This is a genomic window from Actinocatenispora sera (assembly GCF_018324685.1).
GTDB classification, from domain to species: domain Bacteria; phylum Actinomycetota; class Actinomycetes; order Mycobacteriales; family Micromonosporaceae; genus Actinocatenispora; species Actinocatenispora sera.
In genome coordinates, this window is sequence record NZ_AP023354.1 from 491302 (window position 1) to 508874 (window position 17573).

18 protein-coding genes and 1 pseudogene are annotated in these 17573 nt (G+C 70.7%); 7 read left to right on the top strand and 12 right to left on the bottom strand.

Going from position 1 to position 17573, the window contains the following annotated elements; translation table 11 throughout:
- Positions 1-117: 117 nt before the first annotated feature.
- Complete coding sequence (locus Asera_RS02240) at positions 118-1206, top strand: glycoside hydrolase family 3 N-terminal domain-containing protein (protein ID WP_030448870.1); 1089 nt, start codon at positions 118-120, stop codon at positions 1204-1206.
- 154 nt (positions 1207-1360) lie between these two features.
- Here Asera_RS02240 and Asera_RS02245 read toward each other — a convergent pair whose 3' ends face one another.
- The 3 genes from Asera_RS02245 to Asera_RS02255 all read right to left on the bottom strand — a co-directional run bounded on the left by Asera_RS02245 (position 1361) and on the right by Asera_RS02255 (position 2625).
- Positions 1361-1726 (bottom strand): hypothetical protein, encoded by a 366-nt coding sequence (locus Asera_RS02245; RefSeq protein ID WP_030448871.1) that lies wholly within the window; start codon positions 1724-1726, stop codon positions 1361-1363.
- A 34-nt stretch (positions 1727-1760) separates the two neighbouring features.
- Positions 1761-2180: a VOC family protein gene (locus Asera_RS02250; RefSeq protein WP_030448872.1), complete on the bottom strand. Its 420-nt coding sequence runs from the start codon at positions 2178-2180 to the stop codon at positions 1761-1763.
- A 73-nt stretch (positions 2181-2253) separates the two neighbouring features.
- A complete protein-coding gene (locus tag Asera_RS02255; RefSeq protein WP_030448873.1) occupies positions 2254-2625 on the bottom strand; it encodes a hypothetical protein in 372 nt (123 codons plus the stop codon).
- Between Asera_RS02255 and Asera_RS02260 the strand changes: the two genes are divergently transcribed.
- The 4 genes from Asera_RS02260 to Asera_RS02275 all read left to right on the top strand — a co-directional run bounded on the left by Asera_RS02260 (position 2625) and on the right by Asera_RS02275 (position 5254).
- On the top strand, positions 2625-3071 hold the full coding sequence (locus Asera_RS02260; RefSeq protein ID WP_244843706.1) for a DUF5753 domain-containing protein: 447 nt from the start codon (positions 2625-2627) through the stop codon (positions 3069-3071). The genes Asera_RS02255 and Asera_RS02260 overlap by 1 nt on opposite strands.
- Before the next feature lie 44 nt (positions 3072-3115).
- Positions 3116-3895, top strand: coding sequence for a transposase (locus Asera_RS02265; protein WP_212804483.1), 780 nt, complete (start codon positions 3116-3118; stop codon positions 3893-3895).
- An 82-nt stretch (positions 3896-3977) separates the two neighbouring features.
- Positions 3978-4238 (top strand): DUF397 domain-containing protein, encoded by a 261-nt coding sequence (locus Asera_RS02270; RefSeq protein ID WP_030449995.1) that lies wholly within the window; start codon positions 3978-3980, stop codon positions 4236-4238.
- Between the two features lie 560 nt (positions 4239-4798).
- Entirely contained in the window at positions 4799-5254 is a 456-nt protein-coding gene (locus Asera_RS02275) for an NUDIX domain-containing protein (protein WP_030449996.1), read from the top strand.
- A gap of 122 nt (positions 5255-5376) precedes the next feature.
- Here the strand turns inward: Asera_RS02275 and lepB are convergent, their stop codons facing one another.
- From lepB to Asera_RS02320, 9 genes and pseudogenes are all read right to left on the bottom strand, one after another.
- On the bottom strand, positions 5377-6069 hold the full coding sequence (gene lepB, locus Asera_RS02280; RefSeq protein ID WP_425305934.1) for a signal peptidase I: 693 nt from the start codon (positions 6067-6069) through the stop codon (positions 5377-5379).
- A 159-nt stretch (positions 6070-6228) separates the two neighbouring features.
- Positions 6229-7263, bottom strand: coding sequence for an ABC transporter ATP-binding protein (locus Asera_RS02285; RefSeq protein ID WP_051803126.1), 1035 nt, complete (start codon positions 7261-7263; stop codon positions 6229-6231).
- 72 nt (positions 7264-7335) lie between these two features.
- Complete coding sequence (locus tag Asera_RS02290) at positions 7336-8403, bottom strand: ABC transporter ATP-binding protein (protein WP_051803127.1); 1068 nt, start codon at positions 8401-8403, stop codon at positions 7336-7338.
- Positions 8403-9311: an ABC transporter permease gene (locus tag Asera_RS02295; RefSeq protein ID WP_030450000.1), complete on the bottom strand. Its 909-nt coding sequence runs from the start codon at positions 9309-9311 to the stop codon at positions 8403-8405. Before Asera_RS02295 ends, Asera_RS02290 begins: the two co-directional genes overlap by 1 nt.
- Positions 9308-10258, bottom strand: a complete 951-nt coding sequence (locus tag Asera_RS02300; RefSeq protein ID WP_051803129.1) for an ABC transporter permease — start codon at positions 10256-10258, stop codon at positions 9308-9310. The genes Asera_RS02295 and Asera_RS02300 overlap by 4 nt, the downstream gene beginning before the upstream one ends.
- Before the next feature lie 58 nt (positions 10259-10316).
- A complete protein-coding gene (locus tag Asera_RS02305) occupies positions 10317-12134 on the bottom strand; it encodes an ABC transporter substrate-binding protein (RefSeq protein ID WP_030450002.1) in 1818 nt (605 codons plus the stop codon).
- 51 nt (positions 12135-12185) lie between these two features.
- On the bottom strand, positions 12186-13706 hold the full coding sequence (nagZ, locus tag Asera_RS02310; RefSeq protein ID WP_169745938.1) for a beta-N-acetylhexosaminidase: 1521 nt from the start codon (positions 13704-13706) through the stop codon (positions 12186-12188).
- A gap of 443 nt (positions 13707-14149) precedes the next feature.
- A pseudogene (locus Asera_RS02315) lies at positions 14150-14380 on the bottom strand (DUF3263 domain-containing protein); the annotation flags it as partial.
- A gap of 243 nt (positions 14381-14623) precedes the next feature.
- Entirely contained in the window at positions 14624-15415 is a 792-nt protein-coding gene (locus Asera_RS02320) for a DeoR/GlpR family DNA-binding transcription regulator (protein ID WP_030446834.1), read from the bottom strand.
- A gap of 144 nt (positions 15416-15559) precedes the next feature.
- On the opposite strand from Asera_RS02320, the gene Asera_RS02325 reads away from it, so the two are divergent.
- Together Asera_RS02325 and Asera_RS02330 are read left to right on the top strand one after the other, a co-directional pair.
- Positions 15560-16462, top strand: coding sequence for an SIS domain-containing protein (locus tag Asera_RS02325; RefSeq protein ID WP_030446835.1), 903 nt, complete (start codon positions 15560-15562; stop codon positions 16460-16462).
- Positions 16459-17448 carry an ROK family protein gene (locus Asera_RS02330; RefSeq protein WP_051802366.1) on the top strand — a complete coding sequence of 330 codons (990 nt, stop codon included), beginning with the start codon at positions 16459-16461 and terminating at the stop codon, positions 17446-17448. The genes Asera_RS02325 and Asera_RS02330 overlap by 4 nt, the downstream gene beginning before the upstream one ends.
- Positions 17449-17573 lie beyond the last annotated feature (125 nt).

Consider the following 17573-nt stretch of genomic DNA (forward strand, 5'->3'; position numbering starts at 1 on the left):
GAGCGTGGGAACGGGCAACCGCGCCGGAAAGCTCCGAATTTGGTCAAAAGCTTCACATCTGTGGCCAGCCTCGGTAGATTTTGACTGGAATGCGCATCCCGTACCGAGGAGGCCGCCATGTCCGTCACCCGCCGTTCGCTGCTCGCCGCCGCGGGGCTGGCCGCCGCCGGCCCGGTACTGCTGTCCCGGTCCCGGCCGGCACGTGCCGCCACCTCCCAGGTGCTCGCCGGCCAGCGCGTCATCCACGCGTACTCCGGCCTCACCCCGCCCGACTCGCTGCTGGCCACGATCCGGTCGGGCGGCACCGCCGGGGTGCTGTTCTTCGGCGGCAACATCTCGTCCGAGTCGCAGATCGCCTCGGTGATCGACCAGCTGCGCGACGCCGCGGCGGACAGCCCGGTCGACGCCCCGCTGCTGCTGCTCACCGATCAGGAGGGCGGTCAGGTACGCCGGCTGCCCGGCGCGCCGGACCAGTCGGAGAAGCAGGTCGGGGCGTCGAGCGATCCGACCGACGCGGCGCGGACCGCGGGTACCGGCGCCGGCAACAACCTGGCCGGAGTCGGGATGAACCTGAACCTGGCGCCGGTGCTCGGCGTGTACCGGACGGCCGGCGACTTCCTCGACCAGTACGGGCGTTCGTACAGCACGGACGCCGGCGTCTGCAACGACTGCGGTGGCGCGTTCGTCGGCGCGCAACAGGCGACCGGGGTGGCCGCCACCGCCAAGCACTTCCCGGGCCTCGGCGCGGCGACCGCCCGCCAGAACACCGACAACGTGCCGGTCACGCTGCATGTCTCGGCCGGCACGCTGCGGTCGGTCGACGAGGCGGCGTACGCGGCGTCCATCAGTGCCGGTGTCAAGCTGGTGATGTGTTCCTGGGCGGTCTACCCGAGCCTGGACGCGTCCCGCCCGGCAGGGCTGTCGAAGACGATCGTCGGCGGCGAGCTGCGTAGCCGGCTCGGCTTCGGCGGCGTCACCGTCACCGACTCGATGAGTGCCGGCGCGCTCTCCTCGTACGGCGGTGTCGGCAACCGCGCCGTGCTCGCCGCCGGCGCCGGGATGGACCTGATGCTGTGCACCAGCGAGAGCGCCGGCGACTCGGCCGCCGACGCGCTGAGCGCCGCGCTGGACGACGGCACCCTCGACCACGACACGTTCGTCACCGCCGCCGACCGCGTCACCGCCCTGCGCCACACCCTGACCTGACCGGCACGGGCGGATCGCGCGCCGGCGTGTCCGAGCACCGGCCACCCCGGCGGCGCGGCCGGCCGAACCGCGGCGATTGTCGGCCGTCGCCTGGTCGGGGTCCGCGCCGACAGCCATGGATTCGTGGGCGTGCGGTCGATCGACTCGACGCGGATCAGTGCATCACCCGGTCGCCGAGCGGCGTGAGGACCAGGTTCGGCGCCCCGATCCAGCTCGGACCGGCCCGCTGCTCCCACGTGTCCGGTACCGCCAGGAGCGCCACGATCTCGCTCCGGCTCAACGCCTCGCCCGGCCGCAGCCCGGGCTGCCCATCCTCGGCGATCCATTCCCGGTACGGCCGAACCTCGATCCAACCACGGTCGATCAGCGACATCAGCACCGCGGCGAGTTCCGGCAGCGGAAGTTCCCGCTCCTCCTCGGTGAGATCGCCGAAGAAACCCGGGAGAATGTCGTGCTCGATCGCGTTGATGACGAAGGCGTACTCGACGTTGCTCAGCGCGTCCCAGGCTTCCTTGCTCACCGGATCAGGATGCGCGCCCGTCCGGCCCTCGCGGTCACTGGCCCGCGGCGGATTCGTGGGCTTCGGGGATGATGGGCTGGAAGAGTTCGACCAGGTTGCCGGCGGGGTCCTGGACGAGTGCCTGCCGGCCGCCGATGCCGGTGACCGGGTCGGCCCGGAACGGTACGCCCGCGGTACGCAGCCTGGTGACCTCGGCGTCCAGGTCGTCGACCTCAAGCACGATGCGGTTCCAGCCGCCCGGCGCCTGGACCGTACCGTCGGCCATCGGCCGCGAGCCGCCACCCGCCTGGTCCGTGGCGATCGGCGCGACGAGCAGGAAGCGCAGGTCGCCGCGGGTCAGCATCGCGAACGGCGGCGCCGGGTGCATCACCTCGTGGAACCCGAGGTGCCCGCAGTAGAACGCGATCGCCGCGTCGACATCGTCCACCAGGTACCGCACCGTGGCCACCGCCACCGCCCCCTCCGTCGCTTTCCCCGACCCTAGACCGATCCTCGGTGCCCCAGAGCCGCGAACTGCGGCTGGACGCTCATCGGCTCGCGGCGGCGACCGCCCCGGGCCGGGTCGCCGACGCGCTCCGGTCGCTGCTGGACGCCCTGCGCTGAAATTCCCAGCGGGACGGCACGACCTCGTGAGTCTCGTCCCAGACGATGTGCTCGGTACCGAACGGCCAGCCGGTGTTGCCGTCCTCGTCCAGGGTGCTGTAGACGGCGTAGTACAGCGACAGTTCGGGCCGCAGGTCGGCCAGCAGCGCGGTCGCCCAGGAGTGCAGCGCGAGCTTGCGTTCCCGCAGTTCGTCGTCGCTGTCCACGGCGAACTCCTCGACCGCGACGTCGTCGTAGTGCGTCCCGTCGTCCGCCGGCCGTACCCGCATCAACGTGTACCCGAACCGCAGCCCCATTGCCCGACCCCTCAGTTCCGCCAGGCTCAGTCGACGACGCGGTCGCGACTCGGCTGGGTCGCCAGGAGCGCTTGACCGACTCCTCGTTCAAGATCTGGATCATGCTCGGCGAAGCCGTCTTGCATCGGCCGGTGGGTGGTGCCGACGTGCTTCGCGAACAGTTGCTGCACCTGCACACGCTGAACAAGCAAGAGAACGTCAGCATCCAGCTCATCCCCTACGAGGCGGGTGGGCATGCGGCTCTCGGCACCTCGTTCGCGATGTTCCGCATGATCGACCTCGCGGCCTCATTCGCTTACGTCGAGTGGCTGACGGACTCGGTGTACATCGACCAGCCCGAGGACATCGAAGTCTACGGATACGTCTGCAATAAGCTGATGGCGTCCGGAGCCGACAAGCCGACGACGCAACGAATGCTCATGAGACGCATTCGCGACCTCAGCTAAAGGTTGTCCCGTAATCGTTGGTCCGCTCGGTCGTTGACCTTGGTGTGGAGCAGACGATCAGGTCCGATCAGCCGCAGTGGATCCCGGTGTTCACCGGCCTGTCAGCCCGGCAGTTCGGCAAGCTGGTGGCCATCGTGGCTGGTCGCGGCGGACAGCAGACCGGCGCTGGCCGCCGGTGGGGGCTCCCGCTGGCCGACCGGGTGCTGTTGGTGGCCACCTACTACCGCACCAACCTGACCCTGCGGCAGATCGCGCCGCTGTTCGGAGTATCGAAGTCGGCCGCCGGGCGCATCGTCGATCACCTGGCCCCACACCTGGTACTGGAGCCCCAGAGCCGCCGGCACCGACCCGACACGGTCCTGATCGTGGACGGCACGCTGGCGCCCACCCACGACCGGAACATGTCGGCCCGGTCGAAGAACTACCGGTACTCCACCAACCTGCAAGTGGCCATCGACGCCAACACCCGCCTGACCGTCGCGGTCGGAGATCCGTTGCCCGGCAACCGCAACGACTGCCGCGCCTACACCGACTCCGGCGTCGACCAACAGTGCGCCGGCGCGGCGGTAATGGCCGACGGCGGCTACCAGGGCAACCCGGAGGTAATCATGCCCTACCGCAAGCCGCGCGAGGGTGAACCGCCGCTGCCGCAGTGGAAACAGGACCTCAACACCGTCCACCGCCGTATCCGCGCCCGCGTCGAGCACTGCTTCGCCCACATGAAGTCCTGGAAGATCCTCCGCGACTGCCGCCGCAAACAACGAGGCGTCTGGTACGCCGCCGCCGGTATCGCGTTGATGCGCAACCTGACCATGGTCGTATGACCGGCCCGACGCGGCCGTGAAGTCCTTCCGCGTCAACCCATCAAGATCATTACGGGACAACCTTTAGAGCGGAGAGTTCGCCATGCTCGTGCCAGATCTGACCGGTACCTCTTGGCGGAAGTCCAGCCGCAGTTCGGGCGGAGCCGACAACTGTGTCGAGGTCGCTGCTGGCACAGCCTGGCGGAAGTCCAGTAGCTCCACCGGGGCGAACGCGCGCGTCGAGGTGGCGGACGGGGTGGGGTGGGCCGCGGTACGGGACTCGAAGGATCCGGACGGGCCGGTGCTGGTGGTGTCGCCGGCCGCGTTCGGCGCGTTCGTCCGCGACGTCACCGCACGCCACTAGCACGCAGCGACCGGGTGTGACCGTACCGTCGCGCCGGCCGACGGCCCCGTGCGTTGCCGGCGACACGTTACCGGTCTGAGCGACGGATAGTGGCAGTGAGCCTTTCCGTGTTACCGCGAGTGACGCCGGCTCGTCGGCGGTGGGTGCTCTGCTCCTCGTCAGGCCCGACCCGGTAACCCTCTGCACGGCCCTTTGCTCTGCTTCCTATGAGGAAGCACGGTGTCCGTCGCGCGGGAAGCAGACCCGCTCTGCTTCCTTATGGGAAGCAGACTCAGCGGAAACAGCCGGCACGTGCTTCCTATGCGGAAGCAGAGCAAAGGACGGTCAACGGGTACCCCGATCGGGGTTGCCGGGCGGGCGCTCATGCGCAGGCGCCTTGGCGGTGCGGCGTCGCCGATCCAGCGGTGCCGCGCTGGCGCCGCGAACGACTACCCAACGGCGCACGACATCACGCGGAAAGCTCGATCGCATGACTGTCGGTGCGACCGCCACGACTCCGTGATCCGCGTGGCCGCCAGCACGCGCGGCCAGGTGTCGTAGCCGAGCGCTACGGTCTGCCGGTGCCAGGACAACGGTTCCGGATGGTGGTGGCGGTCTACGGGCTGCTGCGCGACGGCGATCGGGTGCTGCTGATGCGGCGGGCCGGGTCCGGCTACCACGACGGCGAGCTGTGCGTGCCGGCCGGCCACGTCGACGGCAACGAGGACGTGGCCAGCGCGCTGGCCCGCGAGCTGCGCGAGGAGCTGACGATCGCGGTCGAGCCGGACGCGTGCCGGCTGGCCCTGGTCGCGCACCGCGCGCCGGAGACCGCCGGCGACCACGAGTACCTGGACCTGTTCTTCGAGGTCCCGCGCTGGGACGGCACCCCGGCGATCGGTGAGCCGGCCAAGTGCGTCGAGCTGTGCTGGGCCGACGCGGCGGCACCGCCGGCCGACACGGTCGCCTACGTCGCCGCCGCGCTGCGCGAGGTCGCCGCCGGCACCCCGCTCCTCCGCTACGGCTGGCCCCCCGACTGAGGCACCCTTGCCCGCCGCCTCGGCACTGGCCGGGGCTTGGTGGCGCCGGCAGGCGGCCACGCCTCGGCGGAGCCCACCCGCCGACCGCGAGCCACGGGTCGCCGGGTCGCCGGGTCGCCGGGCTAGTTGGCGGCGCGGGCGTCGGGGACGGAGTCGAACGTCGAGGGTGCGGAGAGCCAGGTCATCCGGTTCAGCGGCCAGTAGGTGGCGAACGCGCGGCCGACCACCCTCGACTCCGGCACCGTGGACAGCATCACGTTGTGGCTCTGCAGGTAGTGCTCGCGCGAGTCGGACGAGTTGGAGCGGTGGTCGCCCATCAGCCACAGCCGGCCCTTCGGCACGGTCACCGAGAACGGCGCCTCACTCGGCGGGTCCTGCACGCCCTGCGCGTTGTGGTAGATGTACGGCTCGTTGATGGCCCTGCCGTTGACGGTGATGCGTCCCTTGGCGTCGTCGTACGCCACCTTGTCGCCGCCGACGGCGATGACCCGCTTGATCCAGTCGCCGCCGTCGCCGGTCTCCTCGGCCCACTGGTGCGGGGCCTTGAACACCACGATGTCGCCGCGGTTCGGGTCGTGGAAGCGGTAGCCGAGCTTGTACACCAGGACCCGGTCGTGGATGTCGAGCGTGTGCTCCATCGAGCCGGACGGGATGTAGAACGACGCGGCGATGAAGGTGCGAACGCCGAAGGCGACCACGACGGCGACCACCACGAGGATGATCAGCTCGCGCAGCCAGGATCCGGAGCGCTTCGACCTGGCACGATCGGATCCGGCACGCTCGGACTCGGCGTGCTTCGACTCAGCGTTGGACACGCTGGGAGAATACGGCAGCGACCCGACGTAGCCGCGACCGCCCGGCTGGGAGTTCCCTGTCAGTCTGGTCCAACCGCGTCCCGTCGATCATGGCGTCAGCGGCGCAGCAAGCGCTTGCCGCGTCAGCCGACACCATGATCGACTCCGCTGGGCCGGGGGTCACGCGGACACCGCGACGACCTGGCGCTGCTCGGGGTAGAAGCAGGCGTGCAGCTGGGCGGTGTCGCCATGATGCGCGAGTTCGGGGCGCTCGGTCCGGCACCGGTCGGTCGCGAACGGGCAGCGCGCCGCGAACAGGCAGCCGGCATCGGACTGCGTGTCGGCCAGCGGCTCGGTCGGCGTCAACCGGTCGGCCCCCGGTACCTCCAGCCCGTGCAGCACCGGGATCGCCGACAGCAGGCACTGGGTGTACGGGTGGACCGGGTTGGCGATGATCGTCTCGGTCGGGCCGCGCTCGATGATCTCGCCCCGGTAGATCACGTACAGGTCGCCGTCGGCGCCGATGTAGCGGGCGGTCGCCACGTCGTGCGTGATGAACAGGACGCTGACCCCGACGGTCTCCCGCAGCTCGCGCAGCAGCCGCAGGATGCCCAGCCGCAGCGACACGTCGATCATCGACACCGCCTCGTCGGCGACCAGCGCCTCCGGGTCGACGGTCAGCGCCCGGGCGATGACGACGCGCTGGCGCATCCCGCCGGAAAGCTGGTGCGGGTATCGGGACAGCACGTATTCCGGTTCCAGCCCGACCAGCGACAGCACCTCGCGCTGTCGCTTCGCGATCCACGACTTCGGCCGCCCGGTCTGCCTGGCGCGCAGGGTCAGCGGGTCGGTCAGGATCGCGTCGACCGTCCGGGTCGGGTTGAGCGCCGAGTACGGGTCCTGGTGGATCATCTGGATCCGCCGGAAGTACGGGTCGCGCTTGCGCTTGGGCAGCGAGGTCAGGTCGACGCCGTTGACCGACAGCGTGCCGGCGTCGTAGTCCTCCAGCCCGGCGAGGATGCGGCCGAGCGTGGTCTTGCCGCAGCCGGACTCGCCGATGAACGAGGCCGCGCCGCCCGCCGGGATCTGGAAGTCGACCCCGCGCAGCGCCTGCACCGTCGAACCGGCCAGCACGTTGCCGCGCGCCTTGAACGTCTTGACGATGCCGCGACCCTGGATGCCGCCACCGCCACTGTCCACTGTGGAAGCACTCATCGAACTTCCCCTTCGCCGGAAGCCCGACGAGGCTGGACAGGCAACACTCCTGCTTCGCTCGCCGACGCTCGCTCATCGGTTCTCCTCCGCCGCCTCGGGCGCGGCCTCGACCGGCAGCCCGGCCGCCACCGGGTGGCAGGCGACCAGCCGGCCGGGGGCGATCTCGCTCGCCGACGGATCGGTGGTCTCGCAGTCCTCCCGCGGATCCGCGGCGTAGCGCGCGCACCGCTCCCGGAACACGCAGCCCTGCTTCGGGATCGTGCCCAGCGTCGGCGGCCGGCCGGGCAGCGGCTGCGCCACCTCCGGATCGCCCGTCAGCCGCGGGATCGCGTTGATCAGGCCCCGGGTGTACGGGTGCTTCGGGTTCTTCAGCACCTCGGTGGTCGGGCCCTGCTCCACCAGCCGCCCACCGTACATCACGGCCACCCGGTCGGCGACCTCCGCGACCACGCCGATGTCGTGCGTGACCACCAGCGTGGTCAGCCCGCGCTCGGCATGCACGTCCCGGATGATCGACAGGATGTTCGATTGCGAGATCATGTCCAGCGCGGTCGTCGGCTCGTCGAGCACCAGCAGGTGCGCGTTGAGCACCAGCGCCAGCATGATGCCCACCCGCTGCCGCATCCCGCCGGACAGCTCGTGCTGGTACGAGTCGAGCACCCGGTCGCCGGACAGCCCCATCCGGGACAGCAGGTCCTTCGCCTGGCGTACCAGGGCGCGCTTGTCCTCGACGTGGTGCGAGCGGGCCAGGTCCAGCAGCTGCTTACCGACCGTCTTCAGCGGGTTGAGCGAGTTCTGCGCGGCCTGGAAGACGTAGCCGATCTCGCCGCCGCGCGCCTCCCGCAGTTGCCTGCCGGCCAACGACACTACGTCGCCAAGGCCGTCGATCTCGATCGAGCCGCCGGTGATCCGGCCCGGCTTCTGTACCGCGTTGAGCATGGCCAGCGCCATCGTCGACTTGCCCGAGCCCGATTCCCCGACCAGGCCGGTGATCGAGCCCGGCGCGAGGTCCAGGTTGATCCTCGACACCGCCGGCAGCTCGCCGGCCGGCGTCCGGTACGCCACGGTCAGGTCCGCGATCCGTACCGCCGGGCCGACCTTCTTGCCGTCCACTTCGGACGGTTGGGTGACCGCCGTCATCAGTCCTCCCGCAGCCGGGGGTTGAACACCTCGTCCAGCGCGTCGACCAGCAGCACGACGCCCAGCGTCAGCAGCAGGATCGACACCAGCGGCGCCATCAGGTACCCCAGTCCGGCGCCGGTCTGCGTCACCCCGTTGGTGACCGCGAGCTGGATCATCACGCCCCAGTTGTTCGACGTGAACGGGAGCACGCCCAGGTAGAACAGACCGACCTGGGAGTAGATGAACGTGGTCACGCCGATCAGCAGGTTCATCGCCACGTACGGGGCGATGTTCGGCAGCAGCTCGCGGGTGACGATGTGCCGGGTCGGCATGCCCAGCCCGCGCGCCGCCTCGACGAATCCCCGCTCCCGCAGGGAAAGCGTCGCCGACCGGACCGAGCGGGCCAGGCCGCCCCAGCCGGTGATCCCCAGTACCAGGCCCATCTGCAGTGCGGAGGAGAACTTCCACACCGTGGACAGCACCAGCAGCAGCGGGAACCCGGGAATGGTCAGCACGAAGTCGGTGATGCGCATCAACACCGAGTCGGGCGCGCCGCGCCGGTAGCCCGCGTACAGGCCGAACGCGGTACCGATGAGCACCGTGATCAGCGCCGCGAACGCCGCGGCGACCAGCACGTAGCGGGTACCGGTGATCAACAGCGCGAGCACGTCGGTGCCCTCGAAGTCGGTACCGAGCAGGTGTGACGCGCTCGGCCCGGCGAGGATCTGGTCGCTGTCTCGCGGCAGGTTGTCCGGGTACAGCCACGGGCCGACGATGCCGGTCAGGACGAACAGCGCCACGATCGCGGCACCGACCATCCGGCTCGGCTTGCGCTTGAGCACCTTCCACAGGTTGCGCCAGAACCCGGTCCGCCGGGCCGGGACCACCGCAGGCCCCGACACCGGCAGATCAACGGTCGTACTCATGTCGCTCCTCCGTGCCGCACCCGGGGGTCGATCGCGCTGTACAGCAGGTCGGCGGCGATGTTCGCGAGGATCACCGCGCCGGTGATCAGCAGGAACGCCCCGGACATCTCCGAGTAGTCACGGGCGCCGATGCTGTCGATCAGCATCGCGCCCATGCCCGGATAGTTGAACGCGTGCTCGATGAACACCGCGCCGCCGATCATGAAGCCGAGCGACAGCGCGAGCACGGTGAACAGCGGCAGCAGCGCGTTGCGCGCCACGTACCGGAAGATGATCGAGGGTTTGATGCCGCGTAGCTCCGACGCCAGGATGAAGTCGTCCCCGAGCACCGACACCACGCTCGACTTCATCGTCAGCAGGTAGCCGCCGAAGCTGGACAGCGCGAACGCCGCCGCCGGAAGCACCGCATGACTGATGATCGAGGCGAGGTACGGGCCGTTGAAGCCGGGGTCGATCAGCCCGTTCACCGGGCCGGTCGAGAACAGCTTGAACTTCACCGTCAGGAACGTCACCAGCACCAGGGCCATCACGTACTGCGGGATGCCGTGCAGCAGCGACCCGATCAGCGACAGGATGCTGCCGACGTGACCCTCGCGCTTCATCGCGGCGATCACGCCCAGCACCACGCCGATCACGAAGCTCAGCAGGGTACCGGCGAGTACCAGACCGATCGTCCACTTCGCCGCGCCGAGCACCTCGGTGGTCACCGAGACACCCTGCGCGGACACCGACTGGCCGAGGTCGAAGTGCAGCAACTTCCACAGGTAGTCGCCGTACTGCGAGATCCAGGAACCGTGCGGCACGAACCCGTACGTCACCTGCACCTGGGCGCGCGCCTGTTCGGCGGACACGCCCTGCGCGAGCAGCTTCTCGTACTGGGTCTGCACCGGGTCCCCGGGCATCAGCCGGACCAGCACGAACGTGAACGTCGTGACGACCCAGATCATGACGATCCCGCGGACCACATGGCCCGCGAGACGCCGGAGGAACGCAAGCACGCCGACCCTACTTCTTCTTGATGTAGCCGAGCTGCATCCACGTACCCGGGTGCAGCCGCAGCACGTCGGAGTCGTCCTTCGGGAAGCTGGTGAACCGGGACTCGTTCACGAACTGGATGTTGGTGTAGTCCCAGATCTGGATCGCCGGCAGCTGGTCGTTGCTGTACGCGGCGAGCTTCGCGATGATCTCCTTCTGCTGCGCCTCGTTCGCCTGGGCCAGCTTGTTGGTCAGCTCACCCGGGTTGATCGTGCCGAGGCCGGGGATCGTCGCCTTCTCCGCGCCACCCATCCAGTTGCCGTTCTTGCCCGGCGCCGAGTGCTGCACGTTGGCGCCGAACTGGTTCCAGCCGTTCGACGGGCCGTACAGCCGGGCGTAGGCGTTGTAGGTCGAGGGGCCGAGCGCGATCAGCCAGAAGCCCAGCTGGTACTTGCCCTCGGCGATCTCCGACAGGTACGTCGCGTAGTCCGCGGAGGTCTTCACCTCGGTCTTGATGCCGGCGTCGGTCAGCTGGCTGGAGATCGACTTGCCGCCGGCGACCCAGTCCGAGAACCCGTTCGGCACCTGCAGCTGCAGGGTGAAGGGCTTGCCGTTGGCCTGGATCCACTGGCCGCCCTTCTTGGACATGCCGGCCTTCTTCAGCTCCGCCTCGGCCTTCGCGGCGTCGTGCGGGTACTGGTTGAGCTTGTCCACCGCGTCCTGTCCGATCCACGCGTTCGCGGCGTCGGAGATCAGGCCGGTGGTGGTCTGCGACGGCGTACCGCCGACCGACTCACCGATCTTGGTGGTCAGCTTCCGGTCGATCAGGTACGCCAGGGCGCGCCGGACGTGCACGTTGTCCAGCGGCTTGACCGACTGGTTGAACGCCAGCGCGGCGGCCACCGGGCTGAACCCGGAGATCATCTTGTTGCCCTGCTTGGCCAGGATCTTCTTGCGCACGTTGGCCGGCGTGGCGGTGTAGATCGCGGCGTCCAGCTCGCCGGCGATCAGGTAGTTCCAGATCTGCTCGTTGCCCGAGTAGTTCTTCAGCACGACCTTGCTCGGGGCGATCTTGTCGGCGGCGAAGAAGTGCTCGTTCTTGACCAGCACCGCCTCACCGGGGTTCACCCGCTGCAGCACGAACGGGCCGGCCGACACGTCCTTCTTCGGGCCGAACTCCACCAGCTTCTTGCCCAGCGCCTGGATCTTGCCCTGCGCCGCGGTCTGGTCCTTCTTCGCCGCCTTCGGGTCGGTGGCGGTCTTGATCAGGTCCCAGATGTTGTCCGGCATCTGCGGGCCGAACACCGACTTCGGGATCACGTACATGCTCAGCACGTTGCGCAGGAACGAGTTGTTCGACGAACCCGGCGCCTGGTCGAACTCGATGGTGTGCGCGTCGATCACGGTGACCGCGCCGACGCCGCCGGCCGCACCCGGCGACACGGCGAACGCGCCGCCGCCCTGGCTGAACGACACCGCGGCCGAGGCCTTCACGTCGTCCGCGGTGACCGGCTTGCCGTCCGACCACTTCGCGTCCGGCTGCAGCTTGACGGTCAGCTTCAGGTGGTCCGGCGTCTCGGTCCAGCTGGCCGCGAGGCCCGGGTAGAAGGCGTTCGCGTCGGTCAGCGAGTTCTTCGGCCAGCCGAGCTGCATCGCGTTGTAGCCCGGGAACGAGTTCGTCTTCTGGTTGTACGGGTTGATCGGCGCGTTCGCGTCGATCTCGGTCTGGATCGCGGTGAACACGCCCGCCGACGACGACGAGTCGCTCGAGTCGGTGCAGCCGGCCGTACCCAGCACGGCGGCGAAGCCGCCGGCCGCGGTGAGACCCGCGAAGGCCCTTCTCTTCATCTCTTCTCCTGGGGGAACGGGGGGAACGAGCCACGTGAGGTGCAGGTAGGGCTACCGGCGCGCGCCGACCAGCAGGTCGGCCGCGGCGGAGAGGTTGACCCGGGCGCCACCCCGGGTACCGAGGTATCTCCCGGCCGCGAGCGACCGATCGGCACCGGTACCGATGCCGACCACCACCGCATCCGGCCTGGTGGCGAGCACCGTACCCAGCCGCTGCCGGGTGGTGGGCACCCGGTGCGCGTCCCGGACCACGACGACCAGCGGTCTTCCGGTCGCGGCGGCCAGCGCGTCGGACAGTGCGCGGTCCGCGTTGTCCCCCGGCATGCCGGTATCGCCGGCTGCCGGGGCGGCCGTTCGGCCGAGCCTGTGATTCGGCCCACCATCGGGGTGACCCGCCCGGCCCGCCGGGGCGGCATCCGGCGCCAGCCGGGTACCGGTGACGCGCGGGTCGCGCGCGTTCAGCATGGCGAGCAGGCTACCGGCGGTGAGTTCGATGCCCTGCCGCGGCGGGCTGAGCTCCAGCACGTACGGCGCGGCGTCCAGCCGGCCGATCCCGGGGTCGGCGACCAGCGCACCGCGCGCCGCGGCGGCCATCTCGGCCGTCGTCGCCGCCGCGGTCGGCTCACCCGGTACCGGCCCGGCCAGCGCGCGCACCCGCGCGAGGGCCTGCGCGACCCGCTCCGGCGACAGCGCGGGATGGCCGACCAGGTGGTCGCGCACCTCGCGCTGCAGCCGGAAGTCGCCGGTCATGCAGACCAGGTCCGCGCCGGCGGCGAGCGCCTGCGCGGCGCCCTCGGCGACACCGACGCCGCCGGCGATCGCCGACATCGTCATCGAGTCGGTGACCACCGCACCGCCGAAACCCAGCTCGTCGCGCAGCAGCCCGGTCAGTACCGCCCGGCTCAGCGTCGCCGGCCCGTCGCACAGGCCCGGGTAGACCACGTGCGCGGTCAGTACGGCCCGGACGCCGGCGGCGATCGCCGCGCGGAACGGTACGAGGTGCGGTTCGAGGTCACCGGTGACGGTCGGCAGCGCCAGGTGCGAGTCGACGGCGGTGTCGCCGTGCCCGGGGAAGTGCTTGGCGCAGGCGGCGACGCCGGTCGACTGCAGCCCGGTCAGGTACGCGACGACGTGCGCGGCGACCCGGTCGGGGTCGGCGCCGAACGAGCGGGTACCGATGATCGGGTTGTCCGGGTTGGTGTTGACGTCGGCGACCGGCGCGAGGTTGAGGTTGATGCCCAGCGCGGCGAGCTCGGCGCCGATCGCGGCACCGACCCGGGCGGTCAGCGCCGTGTCGTCGACCGCACCGAGCGCGAGATTGCCCGGATGCGGCGCGCCGGTCGCCGCGTGCAGCCGGGTGACGTCGCCACCCTCCTCGTCCACCGCGACGACGACGTCCTCGCCGGCGGAACGGATGTCGGCCACGAGTTCACCGAGCTGGTCGCGGTCGGCGATGTTGCCGGCGAACAGCACGACGCCGCCGAGTCCGTCGGCGAGCCAGTCGCGCAGTGGACTCGGCAGCGTGTAGCCGTGCATGCCGACGAGCAGGCAGCGGTCAACGGTGCTGGTCACGCAGAGCATCCTCGCATCCGTCGTAAGCTTTGGCCCATGATCAAAGCTCACAAGAAAATAAATTTCTTTGCGGCTGCGCGGCGCGCACGTCGTTTCGGCACACCGTAGAAGACGATCCGCCCACGCCAGCGCATCCCGCCCGAACTCCCACCCGCCAAGTTGATCAAGGTCCGCCGTCGTCGATCAAGGCCCCGCGGAGTTGATCAAGGGATTGACGCAAAAGAAAGCGCTTGCCGCGTCCTTCATCCCTTGATCAACGAACCGGTCCCTTGATCAACAGGGGGTCGGGGGCGGACGCGGCGGGCCGACCGGGCGACGGGGGCCGACCGGGCGGCGAGGGCCAGGTGGGCAATGAGGGCGACTGGGCGGCGGGCCGACGGCGGGCCGACGGCGGGGCGGGTGGGCGACGGGGGCCGGGTGGGCGGCGGGGCAGGCGGGAGGGGTCAGGCGGTGGCGGGGCGGGGGCGGCGGTGCGCTTCGCGGAGGCGGCGGAGGCGGCCCACGGTGACCGGGTCGGCGGCGAGCGCCGCCGGCGAGTCGAGCAGCGCGTTGAGCACCTGGTAGTAGTGCGTCGGGGAGATGCCGAACTTGTCGCGGATGGCCTGCTCCTTGGCCCCCGCGTAGCGCCACCACTGCCGCTCGAACTCCAGGACGCCGCGCTCACGCGGCCCCAACTGCTCGCTGTCCGACACAGTCTCGTTCATCGGTCGCATTCAACCACGGGCCGCCGACAACCCGGCGGAGCAGGCGGCGGCACACCCAAACCGGGGCCGGGCAGAAAACAGCCCGCACGACGAGGGGGCCGCCCCGCCGTACGGGCTTGCGTACAGTTGCTCATTATCCAGGGTCACCGCGCACGAGTCAACGGTGCCGACCACAGATGGTGACCGTGATTCACACCTCACCGCCGGCCGGCGTCAGACCCGGATGACCTCCACACCCGCGGTCGAGAACTTGTGCGTGAGCTCCTCGTTCGCGGTGGAATCGGTGACCAGGGTGTGCACGCGGTCGATCGGGCAGATCCGCGCGAAGGCGTGCTGACCCAGCTTGGACGAGTCCGCCACGATCACGATGCGTCGCGCCCGCGCTGCCATCAGCTGATTGATCGCCGCCTCGCCCTCGTTGTGCGCGGCAGCGCCGAGCGCCACGTCGACCGCGTCCACGCCGAGGAACGCGACGTCGAGCATCAGGTCGCGCAGGATGCCGGTGGCCAGCGGCCCGATCAGCTCGTACGACTGGGGGCGGACCACGCCGCCGGTGACGACGAGCTTCACGTGCGGCCGGACGATCAGCTCGTTGGCGATGTTCAGCGCGTTGGTGACGATGGTCAGCGCGGTGCCGTCGCCGGTGGTACCGGCGGCGAGGTCGGGCCGGGTGGCGAGCGCCCGGGCCACCTCGGTGGTGGTGGTACCGCCGTTGATGCCGACGACCATCCCCGGCGTGACCAGGGCGGCCGCCGCGGAACCGATGCGCTGCTTCTCCGGTGCCCGCTTCGCCGACTTGTACCGCAGCGGCAGGTCGTAGGAGACCGCGCTCGCCACCGCGCCACCGCGGGTGCGGGTGATCATCTGCTGCTGGGCGAGCTGGTCGAAGTCGCGCCGGATGGTCGCCTGCGAGACGTCCAGGCGATCGGCCGCGTCCTCGACGCTGATCCGGCCGGACTCGGCCAGCACCTCGAGCAGCGCGGTCCAGCGCGCGTAGCGGTCCACCGGGGCCTCCCTACACTTCACCACGAGTACGCGTGCACAATGATGCGCGAAACACGGGCACATCGTCGAAGGACATGCGCGAAGCTTACGCGCAACCGGCGCGAACCGATACTGCGCCGGCGGCGCCAACCTACTGGAGGGCCCATGTCGGACGCAGCACGGAGCACCCCGGCGGTGCTGGACGAGATCGCCAGCCAGCCGGACTGTTGGCGCCGCGCCGCGGCGATCGCGACCGACGCGGCCCGCGCGCTGCCCGCCGACGGTGAGCGGGTCGCGGTCGTCGGCTGCGGCACCTCCTGGTTCATGGCCCAGGCGTACGCGGCGCGCCGGGAGACGGCCGGCAAGGGCGTCACCGACGCGTTCGCCGCCTCCGAGATGCCGCTGACCCGCCAGTACGACCGGCTCGTCGCGATCAGCCGGTCCGGCACCACCACCGAGGTGCTGGAACTGCTGCACCAGCTGCCGCCGAGCGTGCCCAGCGTGCTGCTGACCGGCATCCACGACGCGCCGATGGCGCCGCTGGCCGGCGACACCATCGTGCTGGACTTCGCCGACGAGCGGTCGGTGGTACAGACCCGGTTCGCCACCACCGCGCTCGCGCTGCTGCGGGCCAGCCTCGGCGAGGACCTGACCGCCGCGGCCGACGACGCCGCCAGCGCGATCGCCGAACCGCTGCCGCTGCCGGTCGACACCACCGAGCAGGTCACGTTCCTCGGCCGCGGCTGGACCGTCGGCCTCGCGAACGAGGCGGCGCTCAAGTGCCGCGAGGCCGCGACGTTCTGGACGGAGTCGTACCCGGCGATGGAGTACCGGCACGGTCCGATCTCGATCACCGGCCCGAACCGCGCGACCTGGGTGTTCGGCATTCCGCCGGAGGGGTTGGCCGCGCAGGTGGCCGACACCGGCGGCACGTTCGTCACGAGCGCGCTGGACCCGATGGCCGACCTGGTCCGGGCGCAGCGGTTCGCCATCGCGGTGGCCACCCACCGTGGTCAGGACCCCGACCACCCCCGCCACCTGACCCGTTCGGTCATCCTCGACAAATGACACAGCAGAGCGCCGGCGCCGCCGGCACGGACGCGGATCCGGTCGAGGTCGCGGTGGCGATCGACGTCGGCGGTACCGCGATGAAGTGCGCCGTGGTCGACGGGGCCGGCACGGTCCGGCACACCGAGCGGCACGACACCGACGCCGACCGCGGCCCGGACGCGGTGGTCGCGGCCATCGGCGACGTGGCGGCCGGCCTGGCCGACACCGCCCGCGCGCGGGGGCTGACCCCGCGGGCGGTGGGGCTGGTGGTACCGGGCGTCGTCGACGAGGTGCGCCGGGTCGCCGGGTACTCGGCGAACATCGGCTGGCGGGACGTGCCGTTCGGCGAGCTGATCGACGCCCGGACCGGGCTGACCACCGCGCTCGGCCACGACGTACGGGCCGGGGCGGTCGCGGAGGCCCGGCTCGGCGCCGGTGCGGGCAGCGACAACGTGCTGTTCGTCGCCATCGGTACCGGCATCGCCGCCGGCCACGTGCTCTCCGGCGTGCCGTACCCGGGTGCGCACGGCGCACCGAGCGAGCTGGGCCACGTCCAGGTGGTGTGTACCGACGGGCCGCGGTGCGGCTGCGGCCGGTACGGCTGCCTGGAGGCGGTGGCGTCCGCGTCCGCGGTGGCCCGCCGGTACGGCGAGGCGGGCGGGGACCGGGTCGCCGCCGCCGAGGTGGTCCGCCGCGCGGTCGCCGGCGAGGAGCGCGCCGGCCGGGTGTGGCGGCAGACGATTGAGCTGCTCGCGGACGGGCTGATCACCGCGATACGGCTACTGGACCCCGAGGTGATCGTGCTCGGCGGCGGGCTGGCCGAAGCCGGCGCGGCGTTGCTCGACCCGCTGCACGCGGCGATCATGGAACGGCTGGCGTTCCAGACGATGCCGCGCCTGGTGGCCGCCGCGCTCGGCGACCAGGCCGGCTGCATCGGCGCCGCGCTGCTCGCGCTGGACCGGTTCCACGCCGGCTTCGCGGTCGGCTCGGCGACCGGAACCTGAGTGACCGCCGGCGCGACGAGCGGGCACCGAATACACCGCCGGCTCGACGAGCGGGCACAGAAAACCGGCCGGCTCGTCGAGCGGGCACCGAGTAACCCGCCGGGTGGACGACCGGCGCTGAGGCG